Source organism: Sphingopyxis sp. BSN-002, assembly GCF_022024275.1.
In the GTDB taxonomy this organism is placed as follows: domain Bacteria; phylum Pseudomonadota; class Alphaproteobacteria; order Sphingomonadales; family Sphingomonadaceae; genus Sphingopyxis.
The window spans coordinates 2,400,520-2,419,322 of sequence record NZ_CP091804.1 but is presented as its reverse complement, the minus strand read 5'-3'; the positions used below and the strand labels follow the sequence as shown (position 1 = coordinate 2,419,322).

General features: G+C 66.0%; 17 protein-coding genes. 5 read left to right on the top strand and 12 right to left on the bottom strand.

Annotation, left to right across the window (positions count from 1 at the left end):
- Window positions 1–45: 45 nt before the first annotated feature.
- The 4 genes from L7H23_RS11900 to xseA all read right to left on the bottom strand — a co-directional run bounded on the left by L7H23_RS11900 (window position 46) and on the right by xseA (window position 6,027).
- Window positions 46–3,108: a TonB-dependent receptor gene (locus L7H23_RS11900; RefSeq protein ID WP_237836081.1), complete on the bottom strand. Its 3,063-nt coding sequence runs from the start codon at window positions 3,106–3,108 to the stop codon at window positions 46–48.
- A gap of 265 nt (window positions 3,109–3,373) precedes the next feature.
- The gene (locus tag L7H23_RS11895) at window positions 3,374–4,309 is read right to left on the bottom strand and encodes a M23 family metallopeptidase (protein ID WP_237836080.1); all 936 of its coding nucleotides are present in this window, start codon (window positions 4,307–4,309) and stop codon (window positions 3,374–3,376) included.
- Complete coding sequence (locus tag L7H23_RS11890) at window positions 4,306–4,512, bottom strand: DUF2093 domain-containing protein (protein WP_237836079.1); 207 nt, start codon at window positions 4,510–4,512, stop codon at window positions 4,306–4,308. Before L7H23_RS11890 ends, L7H23_RS11895 begins: the two co-directional genes overlap by 4 nt.
- Window positions 4,513–4,587: 75 nt before the next feature.
- The gene (gene xseA, locus L7H23_RS11885; protein WP_237836078.1) at window positions 4,588–6,027 is read right to left on the bottom strand and encodes an exodeoxyribonuclease VII large subunit; all 1,440 of its coding nucleotides are present in this window, start codon (window positions 6,025–6,027) and stop codon (window positions 4,588–4,590) included.
- Here xseA and purD point away from each other — a divergent pair.
- Both purD and L7H23_RS11875 read left to right on the top strand, forming a co-directional pair.
- On the top strand, window positions 6,026–7,303 hold the full coding sequence (purD, locus tag L7H23_RS11880; protein WP_237836077.1) for a phosphoribosylamine--glycine ligase: 1,278 nt from the start codon (window positions 6,026–6,028) through the stop codon (window positions 7,301–7,303). The genes xseA and purD overlap by 2 nt on opposite strands.
- Before the next feature lie 59 nt (window positions 7,304–7,362).
- Window positions 7,363–8,184: a hypothetical protein gene (locus tag L7H23_RS11875; protein WP_237836076.1), complete on the top strand. Its 822-nt coding sequence runs from the start codon at window positions 7,363–7,365 to the stop codon at window positions 8,182–8,184.
- Here the strand turns inward: L7H23_RS11875 and L7H23_RS11870 are convergent.
- Window positions 8,181–9,506 carry a hemolysin family protein gene (locus L7H23_RS11870; RefSeq protein WP_237836075.1) on the bottom strand — a complete coding sequence of 442 codons (1,326 nt, stop codon included), beginning with the start codon at window positions 9,504–9,506 and terminating at the stop codon, window positions 8,181–8,183. The two genes, L7H23_RS11875 and L7H23_RS11870, sit on opposite strands and share 4 nt — an antisense overlap.
- 203 nt (window positions 9,507–9,709) lie before the next feature.
- Here L7H23_RS11870 and L7H23_RS11865 point away from each other — a divergent pair, with 203 nt between their 5' ends.
- Window positions 9,710–10,399 carry an OmpA family protein gene (locus tag L7H23_RS11865; protein ID WP_237836074.1) on the top strand — a complete coding sequence of 230 codons (690 nt, stop codon included), beginning with the start codon at window positions 9,710–9,712 and terminating at the stop codon, window positions 10,397–10,399.
- A gap of 54 nt (window positions 10,400–10,453) precedes the next feature.
- On the opposite strand, the gene L7H23_RS11860 is transcribed toward L7H23_RS11865, so the two are convergent.
- Genes L7H23_RS11860 through L7H23_RS11830 form a run of 7 tightly spaced genes read right to left on the bottom strand, consistent with a single transcriptional unit; the run spans window position 10,454 to window position 16,558 of the window.
- Window positions 10,454–11,080: a MarC family protein gene (locus L7H23_RS11860; protein ID WP_237836073.1), complete on the bottom strand. Its 627-nt coding sequence runs from the start codon at window positions 11,078–11,080 to the stop codon at window positions 10,454–10,456.
- Window positions 11,077–11,721 carry a hypothetical protein gene (locus L7H23_RS11855; protein ID WP_237836072.1) on the bottom strand — a complete coding sequence of 215 codons (645 nt, stop codon included), beginning with the start codon at window positions 11,719–11,721 and terminating at the stop codon, window positions 11,077–11,079. Before L7H23_RS11855 ends, L7H23_RS11860 begins: the two co-directional genes overlap by 4 nt.
- 20 nt (window positions 11,722–11,741) lie before the next feature.
- The gene (gene folD / locus L7H23_RS11850; protein ID WP_237836071.1) at window positions 11,742–12,647 is read right to left on the bottom strand and encodes a bifunctional methylenetetrahydrofolate dehydrogenase/methenyltetrahydrofolate cyclohydrolase FolD; all 906 of its coding nucleotides are present in this window, start codon (window positions 12,645–12,647) and stop codon (window positions 11,742–11,744) included.
- 4 nt (window positions 12,648–12,651) lie between these two features.
- A complete protein-coding gene (locus L7H23_RS11845; protein ID WP_237839238.1) occupies window positions 12,652–12,951 on the bottom strand; it encodes a YggT family protein in 300 nt (99 codons plus the stop codon).
- A 43-nt stretch (window positions 12,952–12,994) separates the two neighbouring features.
- Complete coding sequence (argB, locus tag L7H23_RS11840; protein WP_237836070.1) at window positions 12,995–13,903, bottom strand: acetylglutamate kinase; 909 nt, start codon at window positions 13,901–13,903, stop codon at window positions 12,995–12,997.
- Window positions 13,900–14,559, bottom strand: a complete 660-nt coding sequence (locus L7H23_RS11835) for a queuosine precursor transporter (RefSeq protein ID WP_237836069.1) — start codon at window positions 14,557–14,559, stop codon at window positions 13,900–13,902. The genes argB and L7H23_RS11835 overlap by 4 nt, the downstream gene beginning before the upstream one ends.
- A gap of 43 nt (window positions 14,560–14,602) precedes the next feature.
- Window positions 14,603–16,558 (bottom strand): S9 family peptidase, encoded by a 1,956-nt coding sequence (locus tag L7H23_RS11830; RefSeq protein ID WP_237836068.1) that lies wholly within the window; start codon window positions 16,556–16,558, stop codon window positions 14,603–14,605.
- Window positions 16,559–16,705: 147 nt separating this feature from the next.
- Between L7H23_RS11830 and L7H23_RS11825 the strand changes: the two genes are divergently transcribed.
- Window positions 16,706–18,046 carry a NupC/NupG family nucleoside CNT transporter gene (locus L7H23_RS11825; RefSeq protein ID WP_237836067.1) on the top strand — a complete coding sequence of 447 codons (1,341 nt, stop codon included), beginning with the start codon at window positions 16,706–16,708 and terminating at the stop codon, window positions 18,044–18,046.
- 129 nt (window positions 18,047–18,175) lie between these two features.
- Complete coding sequence (locus tag L7H23_RS11820; RefSeq protein ID WP_237836066.1) at window positions 18,176–18,790, top strand: beta/gamma crystallin-related protein; 615 nt, start codon at window positions 18,176–18,178, stop codon at window positions 18,788–18,790.
- Window positions 18,791–18,803 lie beyond the last annotated feature (13 nt).

Here is an 18,803-nt window from a genome sequence, read left to right as displayed (position 1 = left end):
GGACATTGCTGTCCGCCCCCGATTCTTGCCGTAGCTTGAAGTCGATTAGAACTTCAGCTTCGCCGACACCGCAAAGCGACGGCCCAGCGCGTCGTAGGACGACGGGAAGGTGTTGCCGCTGTTGTAGGTGGTCGAACCGATCGAGTTGCCGACGATCGGCGGCTTCTGGTTCAGCAGGTTCTGGACCGTCGCAGTGAAGGTCAGATTCTCGCTGACGTTGAAGCGCGTGGTCAGGTCGAAATAGTTGTGCGCCTTGATCTTGCGGTAGGCAGGATCGACGACACAACCGCCCGGATCGGCACCGGTCGGGTTCGGACAGTCGGCCGGGTTGGCCAGCGCGAAGTCCAGATCGTCCTGGAACTGCTGCGGTTCGAACGACATTCCGTCCTGCCAGCGCCACAGCAGCGAGACGTCGACCTTGTCGAAGCCCAGCGTGAAGCGGTTCGAGAACTGGAATTCCGGCTGCATCGAGCCCGTGAACGAGCAGTTCACGCTGTAGTAGCCGACGCATTCGCGGTTGAGCGAAGCCGGATCGGCTGCGTTCGCCTTGAACTTCGAGCTGTGCGTCCAGTTACCGACAAACGACCAGTCGAGGCTCGCGAAGCCCAGATCCATGTTGTAGTTCATGAGCAGGTCGACGCCGTCGGTGAACAGGCGGCCGAGGTTGTTCGTGGTACCGAACAGACCACCGGTGGTCGCCGGATCGCCGTCGAGGCCGCCGGTGAGCGGGTTACGACGGATCGCCGTACAAGCCGGGTCGGTCGCGCTGCCGGCCGTGACGTTATCGAAGCAGGCTGCGATAATGTCGCCCGGAAGCGGAACGCCAAGCACGTCGGTGACTCGGATGTTGTAATAGTCGAGCGACAGGTTGAAGCGCGGCAGGAATTCCGGCTGGAAGACGACGCCCAAGGTCCAGGTGTTCGCCTTTTCCGGCTTCAGGTTCAGGTTACCACCGGTGGTGATGTTGGCCTGAGCCGCGGTCGGGTTGGTGATCGAACCGATCTGGCCAGCCGTCGCGCCCTGCGCGATACAAACCGCACGCAGGTTGGCGTTGCCGACCGGAGCCGAGCCCGCGCAGGGGTCGAGCGCCAGGTTGGTCAGACCAACCGAGGTCGGGGTGAACAGCTCGCCGATGTTCGGAGCGCGAACAGCGTGGCTGTAGTTGCCGCGGAACTTGACGCCGGCGCCCGGTTCCCAGCTGCCGCCGGCTTTCCACGTGGTGGTGTTGTAACCACCGGCACCCTCGATGCTGTAATCCGAATAACGGATACCGGCTTCGAGCGTCAGGCTTTCGAAGAAGGGCTTGTCCTCGATCAGCGGCGCGACGATTTCGGCATAAGCCTCGTAAACGTCATAGCCACCGTCGATGTCTGGGGCCGCGCCGCCGGCGCCACCCAGTTCACCCGCGGTCTTCGCGAGAAGATCCGACTGCTGCTGTGCCTTGTACTTGCGATATTCGCCACCGATCGCGAAGCCGATCGGCTGAACAGCGCCCGGCGACGAGAAGCCGAGGTCACCCGAGATGATCGCCCGTGCCTGCGCAAGCGAGGTACGGTTGGTCGAGGTGCTGTTTTCCGTCAGGAAGTCAGCCATCTGCGGGGTGATCGAGCCTTCGGGGCCGAACAGGTTGAGCGGGACGCAGCCGTTCGACGAGTCCTGGCAGACCGGGTTGGCCAGCGTGCCGTTGACGAGCGAACCCTGCCGCCAGCGCGACTGGAGCGTATAGCCCTGGATGTTCTGGATATTTTCCGATTCGCCATAGGCGCCTTCGATGTTCCAGTCGATCGTGTCGGTGATGCCGCCGCGGGCGCCGACGCGATAGTCGAAGAAGGTCGTCTGATAGTCGCTGACGCGCGGACCGACTTCAGGCGTACGACGCGACAGGGCGGTCGTGACCGTGCGATAGTTCGGATCGCTCGGGCCGGTCGCCGTGGCAGCCGCCGCGCACTCCGCTGCGGTGAAGCGCGGGGTGTAGAGACCCGATTCCGGGGTCGCCGTGTTGAAAGCGCAGAACTGGTTGCGCAGCGCGGCGGGCAGGAACGGGTTGTTCAGGTTGATCGTGACCGAACCGCCGAACGAACCCGACGGAGCGATGATGGTCGAAACCTTGTTCTTCGAGAACATGCCGCGAGCGTAGACCTCGACCGCGTCCGACACTTCGTAGTTCGCCTGGCCATAGATGTTATAGCGCTGGAACGGCGTCTGGAAGATGTTGTACGGGTTGAAGTTGAACGACGCGAAGGGGGCGACTGCCTGACCCTGCGCGTTGATCTGGCGCACGCCGCCGTTGCCGACCGTGGGGTCGACGCTGGGCAGGCCCGTGAGCGGATCGATCGGACGGGTGCCCGAGAAGCGCGACGGAACCGCCGTGCCCGAACCGCCGGCGCCGCCGGTGTAGCTGTCGACCTGGAAGACCGAGAAATCGCGGTCGCCCTGATAGACGGCGTCGGCCTGCTGGTAGCCGATGCTGAGAACTGCGTTACCGCGGCCGTCGTCGAAGTTCGCACCGATCGTCGCGTCGACGCGGAAGACGTTGCCGTCGCCCTGCTCGGTAATCTGCTCCGAAGCCTGGACTTCCAGGCCGGCGAAGTCCCGCTTGGTGACGAAGTTGACGACGCCGGTGATGGCGTCCGCACCATAGGTGGTCACCGCCGCGCCGGTCAGCGCGTCGACGCGCTCGATCAGGGCCAGCGGAATATTGTTGAGGTCGACGCGGCCGTTCACGTCCGACGGAGCGACGCGGTTACCGTTCAGCAGGACGATGTTGCGGGTCGAGCCGAGGCCGCGAAGGTCGACGTACGAACCGCCGGTGTTACCGTTGTTCACCGCCGAACCCATGTTCGGGACGACGCCGGGCAGTTCGCGCAGGACTTCTTCCGCGACGTTCGACTGCTTCAGCTCGATGGCGTCCGAGGTGGTGACGTTGACCGGGGTCGACTGTTCGAGGTTCGGATTGCGGATCAGCGTACCGGTGACGACGATTTCCGAGTTCGTCGTCGCCTCTTCCGCCGGCGCGTCCTGCGCGAAGGCAGGAGCCGAAACCAGCGCAACGCCCATGACGAGCGGTGCCGCGCTGAGCTTCAGCTTGGAATATTGGGTGGTTTTCACAGTGCAGTCCCTTGCTACTGATGGTGATGGTACCCGAGCCCCCGGCACGACGGCATGACGCCGACACACAGATGCCCCGATAGCGTGCGGGATGAGGCTTCATTCATGTCGAGTAAAGGGAATTTGCCGCCGCTTCTGCGGTTTCGGCAGCCATTGTGACGTATTTGCAACAACCGCGAGAAACTGCGAAATACTATTTTGCTGCAGCGCGACATCCGTGAAATTTTGTTTCACGGGAAACGAAATTCCGCGCCTTTCGTGGCGATCAGCCGCCGTTCGGCCCCGCAAGCTTTCCGGGGTCGAGCCGCGCGTCGCGCCATTTCAGGCCCCAGTGCATATGCGGCCCCGTGGCGCGTCCGGTCCGGCCCACGGTGCCAAGCTGTTGCCCCTGCACCACATGATCGCCGACCTTCACGTCGAGCCGCTGGCAATGGAGAAAGGCGCTCGACAGCCCCATGCCATGATCGACGATCAGCAGGTTCCCCTCGAGCGTGAAGGGCGCCGCTGCCGCGAGCGTCACGACGCCGTCGGCGGGTGCCACGAACGGGGTGCCGGCGGGGACCGCGATGTCGGTTCCGCCGTGATAGGTGCCCGGCTTGCCCTGGTAGACGCGCTGCGATCCGAAGAAGCCCGACAACCGCCCGGTCACCGGCCAACGGAATTTCTGCTTCCAGCCATCGGACTGGACGGGAACGGTCCGCGCCGCCGCGATCTGCGCCAGTTCGGCCGGACGCCGGCGTTCGAAATCGGCGTCGCTCGACGCGCTGCCGCGATAGGGCGCATTGATATATTCGATCCGCCAGCTGCCCGATGCGACAGTCAGCGTCCGCTCCGCGGTGCGGCCGTCGGCCAACGTCACCGCAAGCAGCGCCGACGGTCCGGCATCGCGATCGAAGGCGATCAGAAAGCCGCCGTCAGAGGCGACCGGCACCGCCTTGCCGTCGAGCGTCAGTACGCGCGTTCCGGGGGGCGCCTGCCCGGTCATGACCGCTCCCTGCTCGGGAACCCCGCGAAGGCCGAAGTCGGTGCGCAGCGGCGGCAACGGCGCCGGAGCAGGAACGGGAGCGGGAGCGGGAGCGGGCAGCGGGGCCGCAGGAGCAGGCTTCGCGGCCACCGGTTCCGCCGTGGGAACGCAGCTCGCAGCGGCGACAAGCAAAGGCAGCGCCGCGGCGAGCCGCCGCGGATATCGAGTAAAGCTCATGCCTTGTGGTCGAGCTCAGCCTGCACCGAGAGGGCGGCGGTCGCATAGGGCTCCTGCCGCGCGACCGACCAGTATCGCAGTTCGTCGAGCCCGATCGGCACGCCGCTGACCGCGCACAGCACATGGTCGCCGGGCGAGAGCACGCGGAATCCGTTGGGCCCGTAGTGCAGGCGGGCGAGGCGGTTGCGGCTGGCGATCAGCATGATTTCAGGTCCATCGAAGCGTAAGTCATTGCAGGCAATATAGCAGCTTCGTGTATCCGGGCCACCCCGACGCGATCAGAAAAGCTCGCCCTGCCCCCGGCCGGTCGCGCCGGGCGGCGGCTTGCGCACGGGTTTCGGCGCAGCGGGAGGGGCGACGGGAGGCAAGGGCTGCTCACCCTCCGCCACGGCAACCGCCACGTCGCCGTCGGCAAATTGCAGCCGCAGATGCCCGGCCGCCTGCGCCTTTCCTGCAGTCGTCACGATCGCGCCTTCGCCGTCGCGCACCATGGCATAGCCGCGCGACAGCAGCGCGCGCGGGTCGAGCGAGCCGAGCAGCCGCCCGAGCCCCTCGAGCTTCGCGCGGTCGCGGTCCCAGCGCCGTTCGAGCAATGCCGGCCGCAGCGCGACCGAGCGCGTCGCGAGCCGCTCGGCCACGACCGCCAGCCGGTGCCGCTGCGCGCGGTCGAGCCGTTCGCCATTATCGTCGAGCCGCTGGCGCTGCGGCGCATAGAGCGCCTCGCGCTTCGGCAAATGCCGCGCCAGCGCGGTCAACCGCTCGCCGCGCAAGGACTGCTGACGGTTCGCGGCGCCGATCATCCGCCCCTGCCATGTCGCGAGCTGCGCCTGCAGCTCGGCGCGCACCGGCACTGCCATCTCGGCCGCGGCGGTCGGCGTAGGCGCGCGCACGTCGGCGACATAGTCTGCAAGCGTCACATCGGTCTCGTGCCCCACCGCGCTGATCGTCGGGATGCGGCAATCGGCGATCGCGCGCACCACGACTTCCTCGTTGAACGCCCATAGATCCTCGATCGACCCGCCGCCGCGCGCGACGATGACGAGGTCGGGCCGCGGCACCGGACCGCCGGGCGCAAGCGCATCGAACCCGCGTACCGCACCCGCAACCTGCGCCGCCGCACCTTCGCCCTGCACCAGCACCGGCCACACGATCACGCGCGTCGGGCATCGGTCGGCAAGGCGGTGCAGGATATCGCGGATCACCGCGCCGGTCGGCGAGGTCACGACACCGATCACTTGCGGCAGATAGGGCAGCGCCTGCTTGCGTTCGCGGTCGAACAGTCCCTCGCCGCCGAGCCGCGCCTTCAGCTTCTCGAAGAGCAGCATCAGCGCGCCCTCGCCGGCGACCTCTAGCGTGTCGACGACGAGCTGATATTTGGAGCGCCCCGGATAGGTGGTGAGCTTGCCCGTCGCGATCACCTCGATCCCGTCTTCGGGCCGGAAGGCGAGCCGCGCCGCCTGCCCCTTCCACATCACCATGTCGATGAGCGCATTATCGTCCTTCAGCGCGGCATAGAAATGCCCCGACGCGGCGCGTTTCGTACCCGAAAGCTCGCCGCGCACGCGCACGCGTGCAAAGCCGTCCTCGACCGTCCGCTTGATCGCCGCCGACAATTGGCTGACCGACAGCGCGGGCGCATTGTCGCCGGGCGCCGCCTCGGCTAACAGCCGCGCTTCGGTGCCATCGTCGGACGCCGGATCGGGAAAAGGGACTGACATGAATATCCTGCTGGTGGGCTCTGGTGGCCGCGAACATGCGTTAGCCTGGCAACTGGCACAATCGCCGAGTTGCGCCAAGCTCTATGCCGCGCCGGGCAACCCGGGAATCGAGCTTCACGCCGAATGCGTGCCGATCGCCGCCGACGATATCGACGGGCTGCTCGCCTTCGTGAAGGCGCATGCGATCGACTTCGTCGTCGTCGGTCCCGAAGCCCCGCTCGTCGCCGGCCTTGCCGACCGCCTGCGCGAGATCGGCATTCCCGCTTTCGGCCCCGGCGCCGCCGCCGCGCGACTCGAAGGATCGAAGGGTTTCACCAAGGATCTCTGCGCGCGCGCCGGCATCCCGACTGCGGGCTATGTCCGCTGCACCAGCGCCGAGGAAGCGCTCGCCGTCCTCGAAGGCTTTTCGATTCCCGTCGTCATCAAGGCCGACGGCCTCGCCGCGGGCAAGGGTGTGATCATCGCCGAAACGCAGGTCGAAGCCGAAGCCGCGATTGCCGACATGTTCGACGGCGCCTTCGGCGGCGCGGGCGCCGAGGTCGTGATCGAGGAATTCATGACCGGCGAGGAAGCGAGCTTCTTCGCGCTATCCGACGGCACCGACGTGATCGCCTTCGGCAGCGCACAGGACCACAAGCGCGTCGGCGACGGCGATGTCGGCCCGAACACCGGCGGCATGGGCGCCTACAGCCCCGCCCCCGTCCTCACCCCCGATCTCGAAGCGCAGGTGATGGACCGCATCATCCGTCCGACCGTGGCGACGCTCGCCGCCGAGGGCACGCCTTACGTCGGCGTGCTGTTCGCAGGGCTGATGCTGACCGACGAAGGTCCGAAGCTGATCGAATATAATTGCCGCTTCGGCGACCCCGAATGCCAGGTGCTGATGATGCGTTTCAAAGGGGATTTCGCCGCGCTGCTTCACGCGGCCGCGACCGGCGCGGTCACCTCGGCCGACGCCCCCAATTTCTCGCATGACTATGCCCTCACCGTCGTCATGGCGGCGAACGGCTATCCCGGCACCCCCGAAAAGGGCGGTGCGATCCGCCGCATCGCCGATGCCGAGGCAGGCGGCGTCCGCGTTTTCCACGCCGGCACCGCACGCGAGGACCGGACTCTGGTGGCCGCAGGCGGCCGCGTTCTCAACGTCACCGCAACGGGCAAGAGCGTCACCGAAGCACAGGCGCGCGCCTATGCCTCGGTCGACAAGCTCGATTTCCCGACCGGCTTCTGCCGCCGCGACATCGGCTGGCGCGAGGTCGCGCGCGAGGCGCAATAGGCGGCGCTGGACGGCGCGAACGCGTGCGCATAGGCTGACCGCAAGACAGGGAGATCATCATGGCGTGGCTTCAGGAAAATTGGATCATCGCGGTTGTCGGCCTCGTCGTCGCGGTCGTGCTGCTGTGGTGGCTCTTCGGCCGCAAGGCACCCGAAGAGATCGAAACCCCGGTCGCGCCGCCCGCCGAGCCTCGCAAACCGCTGGAGGCGGTGAAGCCCGAAATCATAGCCGCCGAACCCGCGCGCTTCAAACCGAAGGAGCCGGCGCCCGCGCCCGTCGCTGCCCCTCCCCCACCGCCGCCGGCACCGGAATCCATAACCGAAGCGCCGCCAGCGCCCGAACCCGAACCGGCGCCTGCCGTGGCGCCCGAACCCGCACCCGAGCCGGTCGCCGGGATTCCCGAAGAGCCGACCGTCCCCGCCGAACCGGTCGCTGAAACGCCCGCTCCGGCCGCGCCCGAACCCGAGCCGCAGCCGGTCCCCGAGCCGGAGCCCGAACCCGCAGCGATCGTGCCTGAGGAACCCACCGTTCCGCCGCCGGCGCCCGAACCGCTTCCGGAAGTTGTTGCAGCGCCTGAGCCGGAGCCTGCACCGGAACCCGCCCCTGAACCGGCGCCCCCGCCCGTCGCCACGAGCGACAATCTGCAACTACTGAAGGGCGTCGGCCCCAAAATGGTCGGGCTGCTGAACGGCCTCGGCGTCACCAGCTTCCGGCAGATCGCCGACTGGACCGACGCCGACGTGGCACGGATCGACCCGCAACTCGGCGCCTTTCAGGGCCGCATCGCGCGCGACGCGATCGTCGATCAGGCAGGTTATCTCGCCCGCGGCGACAAGGAAGGGTTCGAGGCGAAATATGGAGCGCTGGGCGGCGAGCTCTAGTCGCCGGCAGCTTCGTCCCGCGGCTTGCGCACTTCGCTGACCAGCAGCTTGTCGATCTTGCGGCCGTCCATGTCGACGATCTCGAACTTCCAGCCCTTGTCGGTGAAGCTCTCGCCTTCCTTCGGCAGATGCTTCAGGATCGCGAGCGCGTGGCCCGCCGCGGTCGCATAGTCGCGGTCGTCGCCAAGCTCGATCCCCAGCCGTTCAGCCATCTGGTCGGCGGGCATCGAACCCGCGATCAGCAGGCTGCCGTCGTCGCGTTCGGTGACGAAGGGCTCGCTGCCGATATCCTGATCCGACGCGAATTCGCCCGCGATCGCCGAGAGCAGGTCGGCGGGCGTCACCAGTCCCTCGAAATGGCCATATTCGTCGTGGACGAGCAGCATCGGCACTTCGGCGGCGCGCAGTGCCTCGAGCGCGTCCATCGCGTCGATCTGGTCGTGGATGACCTTTGCCGAGCGCGTCAGCTTTTCGAGGTCGAGCGCTTCGCCGCGGAACAGTGCCCCCGCGATGTCGCGCGCCTGGACGATGCCGACGATATCGTCGACCGACCCTCGCGCCACGGGGATGCGCGTGTGCGGCGTCTCCAGCAGCTTTGCGCGCACCGCATCGGCATCCGACGCGATATCGATCCAGTCGACGTCGATGCGCGGCGTCATCACCTCACGCACCGGCCGGTCGGCGAGGCGCACGACGCCCGAGATGATCGCGCGTTCGCTTTCCTCGATCACCCCCGATTTGGACGCTTCGGCGACGATCAGGTGCAGTTCCTCGGCGGTGACGCGCTCCTCGGACTCGCGATTGAGCCCGAGCAGACGGAAAATCAGTGCCGAACTGTTGTCGAGCAGCCAGACGAGCGGCGCCGCGACCCGCGACAGCCAGTACATCGGCACGGCCATCAGGATCGCGATTCGCTCGGGCGTCCGGAGCGCAAATTGCTTGGGAACCAGTTCGCCCGCGATCAGCGAGAAATAGGTCGTTGCCGCGATCACGATCGCAAAACCGATATTCTCGGCATTTTCGGGATCGAGCCCGACCCACGCCTCGAGCCGCTGCGCGACCGGCCCGCCCAGGCTCGCGCCCGAATAGGCGCCGGTCAGCACGCCGATCAGCGTGATGCCGACCTGCACAGTCGACAAAAAGCGTCCCGGATCGGACGCGAGCTGGCGTGCGAGTTTCGCGCCGCGACTGCCGCGCTTTTCGGCCGCCTGCAGGCGGGGATCGCGCGACGAGACGATCGCGAGTTCGGACATGGCGAAAGCGCCGTTGAGGAATACCAGGATCGCGATGATCGCGACGTCACCCCAGGGAAAAGGGCTCATTGGGCGGTCATGTGGCGCTGCGGCGCCCGGCCCCTGTCATCTTCGGTCATGCGCCTCCCTATAAGCGAAAGCCGTCCGATTACAAATGGCACGCTCAGCCAGCGTTCAGCCGAGGAATGGAACCACATCGGCGGCCAATATGTTATCGGCTTGAACGCAGCGCGGAGGACCAGTCCCGCCGCCGGAGAAAAGGGAGCGATACAATGAACAGCAAGACCATCAGGCTCACCGCCGTCGCCAGCATCGGCGCGCTGGTGCTCACCGGCTGCGTCACCGATCCCGAGACGGGCAAACAGACCATCTCGAAGGCCGCAATCGGCGGCATCGGCGGCGCGCTCGGCGGCTATCTGCTCGGCGATCTCGTCGGCGGCCGCCGCGACCGCACCGAGAAGATTCTGGGCGCGGGCATCGGCGCGGTCGCGGGCGCGGGCGTCGGCTATTATATGGACCAGCAGGAAAAGAAGCTGCGCGAACGCACCGCAGGCACCGGGATCGACGTCGAGCGCCAGGGCGACCAGCTGGTGCTCAACATGCCCGGCGACGTCACCTTCGACTATAACAGCGCGCTCGTGAAATCGCAGTTCCGCAGCGCACTCGACAGCGTCGCCTCGACGCTGTCGGAATATCCGAGCACCTATATCGACGTCTATGGCCATACCGATTCGACCGGCAGCGACAGCTATAACCAGGGGCTGTCCGAGCGGCGCGCGGCATCGGTCGCCGACTATCTCGCCGGCCGCGGCATCAACCGCGCGCGCATGGCGACGATGGGCTATGGCGAATCGCAGCTCAAATGCGCGCCCGAGCGCAGCGAGGCCGACTATCAGTGCAACCGCCGCGTCGAAATCCGCATCGCGCCGGTGACGCAGAACGACGTCAACAACGCCGGCTGAACCTGTTCCATTCCCGTGGAACATGGGGCGTCGCCGAAAGGCGGCGCCCCTTTCTTATGCGAGGTTGAAGCTGGCCTTGATCCCGTCGATCACGAATTGCGCCGCGAGCGCGGCGAGCAGGACGCCGAGCAGCCGCGTGATCACCGCCTCGCCCTTGTTACCGATCAGCCGCATCAGCGGCCCCGCCGCGAGCAGCGCGGCGAGCGTCAGCAACAGCACGAGCAGCAGCGCGCCGAAGATCACGAAGGCGCGGTCGAGCCCGTTGTTCTGCGACACGAGCAGCATCACCGAGGCGATCGAGCCCGGTCCCGCAAGCATCGGCATCGCCATCGGAAAGACCGAGACATCCTCGACCTCGGGGGTCGCCTTGACCTTTTCGGCGCGCTGTTCGCGCCGTTCGGTGCGCTTTTCGAACACCATGTCGATCGCGATGATGAACAGCATCAGCCCGCCGGCGATGCGGAAGCTGTCGAGGTCGATGTGCAGGAAGCTGAGCAGCGCCTCGCCGAACATCGCGAAGAAGACGAGGATGAAGCCCGCGATCAACGTCGCGCGGATCGCCATCGAGCGGCGCTGATCGGCGCTCGCCCCGGCCGTCAGGCTGGCATAGATCGGCGCGCAGCCCGGCGGGTCGATGACGACGAACAGCGTCACGAAGGCCGAGATGAAAAGGTCGATCATTTCGGTGCCGCGACCTCATTGTCGATGACGGTCGCCATCTCCTTGCCGTCCCAAAGCCGGATCGTGACGCGCCGCGACTTGTCCGGACGGACCGTCGACGTCCAGCTGAGCGTCTGGTCGGGCGACAGGCCGACCACCATATCGTCGCCCTCGGCGCCAGCCGTGATCGGCACCGCCGGACGCGTGCCGCACTTGGCCTGCTTCGATTCGATGAAGTCGGGCGCGGCGCGCGGGGTCGCCAGCGCGTCGCCATGGTCGAGCACCCACGTCATCTTGCCCTTCTTGGGGTCGCGGAGCCAGACGGTGGTGAAATAGCCGTTCGCCGGCCCTTTCTGCCATGCGCCGGTCGTCACCCCGACATTGCCGTCGCAGCTGACATAGACTGCGTGCGGCTGCCACTTCACCGCCTCGGCGGGATTCTTCTGCGACTTCAGCCAGTCCTGCGCCTTCACGCGCTGCGGCACGAACATGACCGCGTCGGGCGCCGCGGTCTCGCGGAACGCCGTCCACTGCCCCTTTTCCTGCGCCAGCCGCGCAAAGGCGATTTCGGCGGCGATGAACCCGCTGGGATTAGCGGCAAGCGGGCGATTGCGTTCGCGCGCCGCCACCGCGCCGCCCGCAACGACAGCAAATGCAGTCATGGCAACAAGCAGCCGGCGCATCAGAAACCCTCCGGATCGGCAAGGCCGGCGCGGCGGTGCGCGGCGACGAGCGTGTTGCGAAGCAGGCACGCGATCGTCATCGGGCCGACGCCGCCGGGAACGGGGGTGATGGCATCGGCGACCCCCGCGGCTTCGGCATAGTCTACGTCGCCGACCAGCCGGCCTTTCGTTTCGCCGTCCGCCGGCGGCAGGCGGTTGATCCCGACGTCGATCACGACCGCGCCGGGCTTGATCCAGTCGCCCCGGACCATCTCGGGACGGCCGACCGCCGCGACGACGATGTCGGCGCGGCGCACGAGATCCGGCAAATCCTTCGTACGGCTATGCGCCATCGTCACCGTCGCATTCGCGCCGAGCAACAATGCCGCCATCGGCTTGCCCACCAGGATCGAGCGGCCGATCACGACCGCATCCTTGCCCGACAGATCGCCGAGCCGGTCCTGTAGCAGCAGCAGACAGCCATAGGGGGTGCAAGGCACCATGCCGGCTATACCCAGCGCGAGGCGACCGGCGCTGACCGGAGTCAGCCCGTCGACATCCTTGTCGGGGTCGATCGTCGCGACCGCGGCCTGTTCGTCGAGATGTCCGGGCAAGGGAAGCTGGAGCAGGATGCCGTCCACCGTTTCGTCGGCATTGAGCCGGGCGAGCAACGCCTCGACCTCATCCTGCGTCGCCGTAGCGGGCAGACGATGCTCGAAGCTCGCCATGCCGGCGGCAACCGTCGCCTTGCCCTTCGATCCGACATAGACGGCGCTCGCCGGATCGTCGCCGACGAGAACGACCGCAAGACCGGGCGCGCGTCCCGTCGCGGTTTCGAAAGCGGGGACGGCGGCGGCGATCCGCGCACGCAGGCCGGCCGCGAACGCCTTGCCGTCGATGACTTGCGCGGCGGCGGATACGGTCATCGCGTCAGGCCATCCCGGCCTGCATGCCGAGCCGGTAAAGATAGGGCAGCACGGCCTGCTGGGCGATGATCAGCAGGATCAGGACGGCCATCGGGGTCAGGTCGAGGCCACCGAAATCGGGCATGATCCGCCGGAACGGGCGGTACAGCGGCTCGGTGATGCGGTCGAGGACGTACCAGAGCTGGCCGACGAAATCATTGTGTGTGTTGATCACGTTGAACGCGATGAGCCACGACATCACCGCCTGCACGATGATGATCCACCACAGGATGTTGAGCAGGATCGCCACGATATCGAGAAGCATGAAATACAAGGAAGGTCTCCGGCCGAAAGGTCGAGGGCTGGTCTTAGCGGTGAATGAGCGTGCCCGCACCCCTTGCGGTGAAAATTTCGAGCAACATCGCGTGAGGGATACGACCATCGAGAATGACGGCCGCCTCGACCCCCGCATCGACCGCGGCGACGCAGGTTTCGACCTTAGGAATCATTCCGCCGGTGATCGTCTCGTCGGCCTTCAGAGCGTCGATCGCCGTGCGGTCGAGGTCGGTGAGCAGCGAACCCGACTTGTCGAGCACGCCCGCAACGTCGGTAAGCAGGAAGAAGCGCTTCGCGCCGAGCGCACCCGCGATCGCTCCCGCCATCGTGTCGGCGTTGATGTTGTAGGTCGCGCCGTCGGCGCCCAGCGCGACGGGGGCCACCACCGGGATGAAATTGTCGCCCGACAGGTTGCGCAGGATCGTCGCGTCGACCGCGACGGGCTCGCCGACGAAACCGAGGTCGACGTGCCGCTCGATCCCCGAATTGGGGTCGGGTTCGGTGCGGCTGACCTTTTCGGCGAGTACCAGATTGGCGTCCTTCCCCGAAATGCCGACCGCACGCCCGCCGAGCCCGGCGATCCAGCTCACGATTTCCTTGTTGATCTTGCCCGCGAGCACCATCTCGGCGACTTCGGCGGTCGCGGCGTCGGTGACGCGGAGGCCGCCGACGAAGGTCGATTCGATCCCGAGCTGCTTCAGCATCCGTCCGATCTGCGGCCCGCCGCCGTGGACGACCACCGGATTGATCCCGACCGCCTTCAACAGGACGACATCCTCGGCAAAGTCGCGCTGCGCCTCGGGGTCACCCATCGCGTGGCCGCCATATTTGATCACGAAGGTCTCGCCGGCGTAGCGCTGCAGATAGGGCAGCGCCTCCACGAGCGTCTCGGCCTTGGCGAGCAGATCGGGCATTTTCGAGGGATCGGTCGTGGACATCATCCGGCGACCTCTGATGCCTGCGTTCCGTCGAGCTTGCGACCGATCGCGACCACCGCCATCACCAGCAGCGGCACCATCACCGCCGACAGCACGACCTTCGCGAGCATCTGGCCGAGCATCAGGTCGGCGATCGGACGCACACCGTAGAAGCTGACGGTAATGAAGATCAGCGTATCGATAATCTGGCTGAGCGCCGCGGCGATAAAACCGCGCAGCGGAAGCAGCCGGCCGTTGTTCGCGGTCATGCGCGCGAAAATCCAGACGTTGAGGCTGACCGATACGCCATAGGCAAGGATACCCGCGGCCATCATGCGCCAGCCCTGACCGACGATGATCGGGAACGCCTCCTTCGCGGGTGGGTACATCCCTTCGTCGGTTGGCAGTTGCAGAACGAAAACGGTCAGGATGATCGCGAGGATCAGCGGAATGAAACCGAACCGAACCAGCTTGTCGGCGACGGCGCGTCCATGCAGTTCGGCGATGCCGCTCGAGATCGCGATCAGGGTCAGAAAGGGGAAAATCCCTGCTTCGACCGCGAGCGGGCCGAGCGCGACCTGTTTCGCGCCGAGGAAGCCACCGAGCGGAACCATGCCGCCGTAGAGGATCGCGAACAGCAGCAGCGAGGGCGCGATCAGGCGCGAAGAGCTATTTTCCATCGGGGCCGCTTAATCGCTTTTGACCGCGCTGGAAAGATACCGCTCAATCCGGCGGATTATGTTTCTTGAGGAACGCCTCGATCGAGTTCAGCAGCGTCAACCGGTCGGCCTCGCGGGTGAAATAATGGTCTGCCAGCGGAAGCGACACGAACTCGACCGGCTTGCCCGCCTTGTTCATCGCCGAATACATCAGGGTCGACTGGCCGTGATCGACCGTGATGTCCTTCTTTCCGTGGATCAGGAGCAGCGGCGCCTTGATCCGGTCGATTGCGTTGATCGGTGAAACCGCGGCGAAATCCGGGGTCATGCGTTGCCATTGCCCGCGATGCAGGTTGGCGCGTACCGACCCGCCGAAGTCGTTGACCTCGCGGCGCAGGTTCGCAACCCCTGCGATCGAGATTGCGCAGCGATATTGCTCGGGATCCTTCGCGATGCCCCACATCGCAGCATAGCCGCCATAGGACGCGCCGACGATGCAGACGCGCCCCGGATCGGCAATCCCTTCCTTCACCGCCCATCGGACGCCGTCGCTGATGTCGTCCTGCATCGCAAAGCCCATCTGGCCCTGACCCGCGCGCTCGAATTCGGAACCATATCCCGTCGAGCCACGGAAATTGGGCTGAAGCACCGCATAGCCGCGTTCGGCCAGGAACTGCGCCCAATAGTCATAGGACAGCTCGTCGTGCCCCCAGGGGCCGCCGTGGGGCATGACGATGAAGGGCAGCGCCTTGGGATCGCGCCCGCGCGGCAGCGTCAGCACGCCCTCGATCTGCAATCCGTCGCGCGCCTTGTACTGGACATATTTGGCCCGCGACAGTCGCCGGCCGCCGATCGTCTCGTTCATTGTCGCAAGCTTCGACAGTTCGCCCTTGGTCGCATCATAATAGTAAAGCAGCCCCGGACTGTCGGGCGTCGCGATGCGCACCAGCAATTTCGTAAGGTCGCGGCTGTAGCTGTCGATCGTGACCCGCGACCTCGGCGATGTCGATGCCAGCCCCTCCTGCAGCTTTGCCATCACCGGGTTGATCCATTGCACCGGCTGCTCGTCGTTGGATGTATAGACGCCGAGGATTCCCGTCGCGTCAGGCGAACGGATCGCCCCCTCGACGTCGAATTTTTCGGGCGAGAACACCGTCCGGACTTCCTGCCCGGTCGCGAGATTCAGCTCGACGATGGCCGTCTTGCCGTTGGCGAGGTCCTTGTACACAAGGCCGTTGTCGGTCCCGGGAACAAAGACGAAAGGGATCGCCAGCCGCTCGTCGTCGCGAAGCCGTGCGCTGTCGATGGTGCGAAAGGTGCTGCGACCGTCGGGACGATAGAGCAAGGTCGCCTTCGTCGTAGTATCGCTGTAGCCGATGCCATAGCGGACGCGACCGAGGTGATCGGCGCCCCAGTCGAGGACGCTCGCCCGTCCCTTGACCTCCAGCTTCTTGCGCCCGGTCGTCACATCGACGCGATAGACCGACGGCCAGAAATGCTCGCCCTCATAGATCGAATTCTGCGCGGCGACGAGAATCTCGCTGCTGCCGTCGGTCGGAATCCACAGAACATCCGATGCATTCTGCCCGCCCGCGTCCCACAACAGCCGGGTGACCTTGCCCGTCGTGCGGTTCACGGCGATCAGTCGCGAGACATACCAGTTGTCGGCCTCCACCGGCACGAGGGCGCGCAGGCCGACGATGATATTGTCGTCATTGACCCACTGGATCCATCCGATCTGCGTCTGGTCGGGAACGGCGATCCCGACAGTCTTGCTCCGGTCGCCGACCGCGGGGAGGATTCCGATATGCTGCGCGCCGTTGACGGCGAACAGGCCTGCGAGATGGCTCCCGTCGGGCGAGAGTTCGGTCATTTCCGCGAAGGGAAGGCGGGCAAAGGCCGCCGTCGGCAGAGGCTCGAAACCTGCCGACGCTACGGATGGTGGCGCCGCGGCATCCGTTTGCGCCGCCACCGGCGAAACGAGGACGAACGACAGCACCGCACCGATCAGAAACCGCATTCCATATCCCCCTGCAACGATGGAGGATTATCGAGCGACACGCCACCCGCCAAGCAGCTTTGCGACCGATCTGGCGGCCAGCCCCTTGCCCCCTCGCCAAACCCCGTTAGACAGGCGCAATAAACTTGCGGGGGACGCACGGAAATCATGGAACGGCTTATCGGGTTACTCGGCATCGTCGCATTGCTTGCGATTGCCGTACTCTTTTCATCGAACCGGCGCTGGATCCGCCCGCGCGTCGTCATCCCGGCCTTCCTGCTCCAGGCTGGTTTCGCGCTTCTCGTCCTTGGAACCCCTTGGGGTCGTGCGATCATCCAGGCGATGTCGAGTGCGGTGTCGAACCTGCTCGGCTACGCCAAGGCGGGCACCGACTTCATCTTCGGCCCGCTCGCCGGGCCGGACATGGGCGGGCACAGCTTTGCGATCGCCGCGCTTCCGGTGATCATCTTCTTCGCCTCGATGATCTCGATCCTTTATTACCTCGGCATCATGCAACTGGTGATCAAATGGGTCGGCGGCGCAATCCAGAAGATTACCGGCATCACCAAGGTCGAAAGCCTCGGCGCCGCCGCCAACATTTTCGTCGGGCAGAGCGAAAGCCCGCTCGTCATCCGCCCCTATCTCGCGGCGCTGACGCCGTCGCAGCTCTTCACGGTGATGACCGTCGGCATGGCCGGCGTCGCGGGGACGATCCTCGGCGCCTATGCCAGCATGATCGGCGAACAATTGCTGCCCTATCTGCTCGCAGCGAGCTTCATGTCGGCGCCCGGCGGCATCCTGATGGCCAAGATCATGATGCCCGACGATCCCAAGGATCTGGGTATCGAGCCGGTGATCATGCCCGAGGCGAGCCACGACGAGGAAAAGCCCGCCAATATCATTATGGCCGCTGCCCAGGGTGCACAGACGGGCGTGCGGCTTGCGGTTGCGGTCGGTGCGATGGTGCTGGCCTTCGTCGCGCTTGTCGCGCTCGCCAACGGCCTGCTCGGGGGCATCGGCGGCTGGTTCGGCTATCCCGATCTGTCGTTTCAGGCGATTATAGGCACGATCTTTCGCCCGGTGATGTGGCTGATGGGCGTGCCGTGGGACGAAAGCGCCGCGGTCGGCGGGCTGTTCGGCACCAAGATCGTCCTCAACGAATTCGTCGCCTTCATCGACCTCGGCAAGGTGCAGGGCGCAATGTCGCCCGCCTCGATCGCGGTCGCGACCTTTGCGCTGTGCGGTTTCGCCAATTTCAGTTCGATCGCGATCCAGATGGCGGTGACCGGCGGCCTCGCGCCCAACCAGCGGCCGATGATCGCCAAGCTAGGGCTGAAGGCACTGCTCGCGGGCAGCCTGTCGAACCTGATGTCGGCGGCGCTTGCCGGGCTGATGCTCGGTATCGCGCCGCCTGCGGCTCCGCCGCCGCCCGCGCCTGTCGAAACGGTGAAGGCGCCCGCGACCGAAACTGCGCCCGCCGCTGCGACGGAGCCGGCCAAAGCACACTGATGCTCGCCGGGCGCCGGCACGACCGGCGCCCCCTTGATCTGTGATAATTTGCAAGCCGCCCCGGCTTGGCGTAAGCTTCGGGAACATAACGAATCCCGGGTCGCGTTTCGCTGAAAATGGGAGGCTGTGATGAAAACCGCTTATCGTTTGTCGATCCTTGCCGCGGCCGCGGCGTCGATAGGGGCGGGTTTTCTCGCCACCTCGAGCGCCCAGCCCCCTCAGGACAAGATGTACCGGCCGCCCGAGGCGACGATCTATCGCGACGCCGCCTATAAGGGACCCGCGGTCTTCATCGGCGAGGCGAAGGAAAATCTCGGGCTTGCCTGGCCCGTCAACTCGATCCGCGTCGCAAACGGCCGCTGGGAACTTTGCGAGAAGACGCGCTTTCGCGGCAATTGCCGTACCGTCGATCGCGACACGCCGATGCTCAACAATATCCTGCGCGGGATCACCATCCAGTCGATCCGTCCGCTGGGTAGCGGAGGCGGGGGCTGGAACCCCGCTCCGCCCGCGAACGGCCAGAGCACGCGCGGCAATTTCGCCGAATTCCACACCCAGCCGGGCACCAACGGCTATCGCGTCCTCGCCTGTACCAGCGGATCGTCGACCGCGGCGTGCGCCGCGCGCTCGGCCGACACCTGGTGCCGCTCGATCGGCTGGAACGGGTCGGCGCGCGAACATATGGAAACGGTGAACGGGCGGGAATATCTGGCCGACGTGCTGTGCGTCCGTTCGGGCTATTGAGAGGAGAACGGGT

Excerpts from the sequence above, each read along its gene's own strand:
- argB (WP_237836070.1), bottom strand. The coding sequence starts at position 13,903 with ATGATGTCCACGACCGATCCCTCGAAAATGCCCGATCTGCTCGCCAAG.
- L7H23_RS11825 (WP_237836067.1), top strand. The coding sequence starts at position 16,706 with ATGGAACGGCTTATCGGGTTACTCGGCATCGTCGCATTGCTTGCGATT.
- xseA (WP_237836078.1), bottom strand. The coding sequence starts at position 6,027 with ATGTCAGTCCCTTTTCCCGATCCGGCGTCCGACGATGGCACCGAAGCG.
- L7H23_RS11865 (WP_237836074.1), top strand. The coding sequence starts at position 9,710 with ATGAACAGCAAGACCATCAGGCTCACCGCCGTCGCCAGCATCGGCGCG.
- L7H23_RS11845 (WP_237839238.1), bottom strand. The coding sequence starts at position 12,951 with ATGCTTCTCGATATCGTGGCGATCCTGCTCAACATCCTGTGGTGGATC.
- purD (WP_237836077.1), top strand. The coding sequence starts at position 6,026 with ATGAATATCCTGCTGGTGGGCTCTGGTGGCCGCGAACATGCGTTAGCC.
- L7H23_RS11860 (WP_237836073.1), bottom strand. The coding sequence starts at position 11,080 with ATGATCGACCTTTTCATCTCGGCCTTCGTGACGCTGTTCGTCGTCATC.
- L7H23_RS11890 (WP_237836079.1), bottom strand. The coding sequence starts at position 4,512 with ATGCTGATCGCCAGCCGCAACCGCCTCGCCCGCCTGCACTACGGGCCC.
- folD (WP_237836071.1), bottom strand. The coding sequence starts at position 12,647 with ATGACCGTATCCGCCGCCGCGCAAGTCATCGACGGCAAGGCGTTCGCG.
- L7H23_RS11820 (WP_237836066.1), top strand. The coding sequence starts at position 18,176 with ATGAAAACCGCTTATCGTTTGTCGATCCTTGCCGCGGCCGCGGCGTCG.
- L7H23_RS11855 (WP_237836072.1), bottom strand. The coding sequence starts at position 11,721 with ATGACTGCATTTGCTGTCGTTGCGGGCGGCGCGGTGGCGGCGCGCGAA.
- L7H23_RS11870 (WP_237836075.1), bottom strand. The coding sequence starts at position 9,506 with ATGAGCCCTTTTCCCTGGGGTGACGTCGCGATCATCGCGATCCTGGTA.
- L7H23_RS11875 (WP_237836076.1), top strand. The coding sequence starts at position 7,363 with ATGGCGTGGCTTCAGGAAAATTGGATCATCGCGGTTGTCGGCCTCGTC.
- L7H23_RS11895 (WP_237836080.1), bottom strand. The coding sequence starts at position 4,309 with ATGAGCTTTACTCGATATCCGCGGCGGCTCGCCGCGGCGCTGCCTTTG.
- L7H23_RS11835 (WP_237836069.1), bottom strand. The coding sequence starts at position 14,559 with ATGGAAAATAGCTCTTCGCGCCTGATCGCGCCCTCGCTGCTGCTGTTC.
- L7H23_RS11830 (WP_237836068.1), bottom strand. The coding sequence starts at position 16,558 with ATGCGGTTTCTGATCGGTGCGGTGCTGTCGTTCGTCCTCGTTTCGCCG.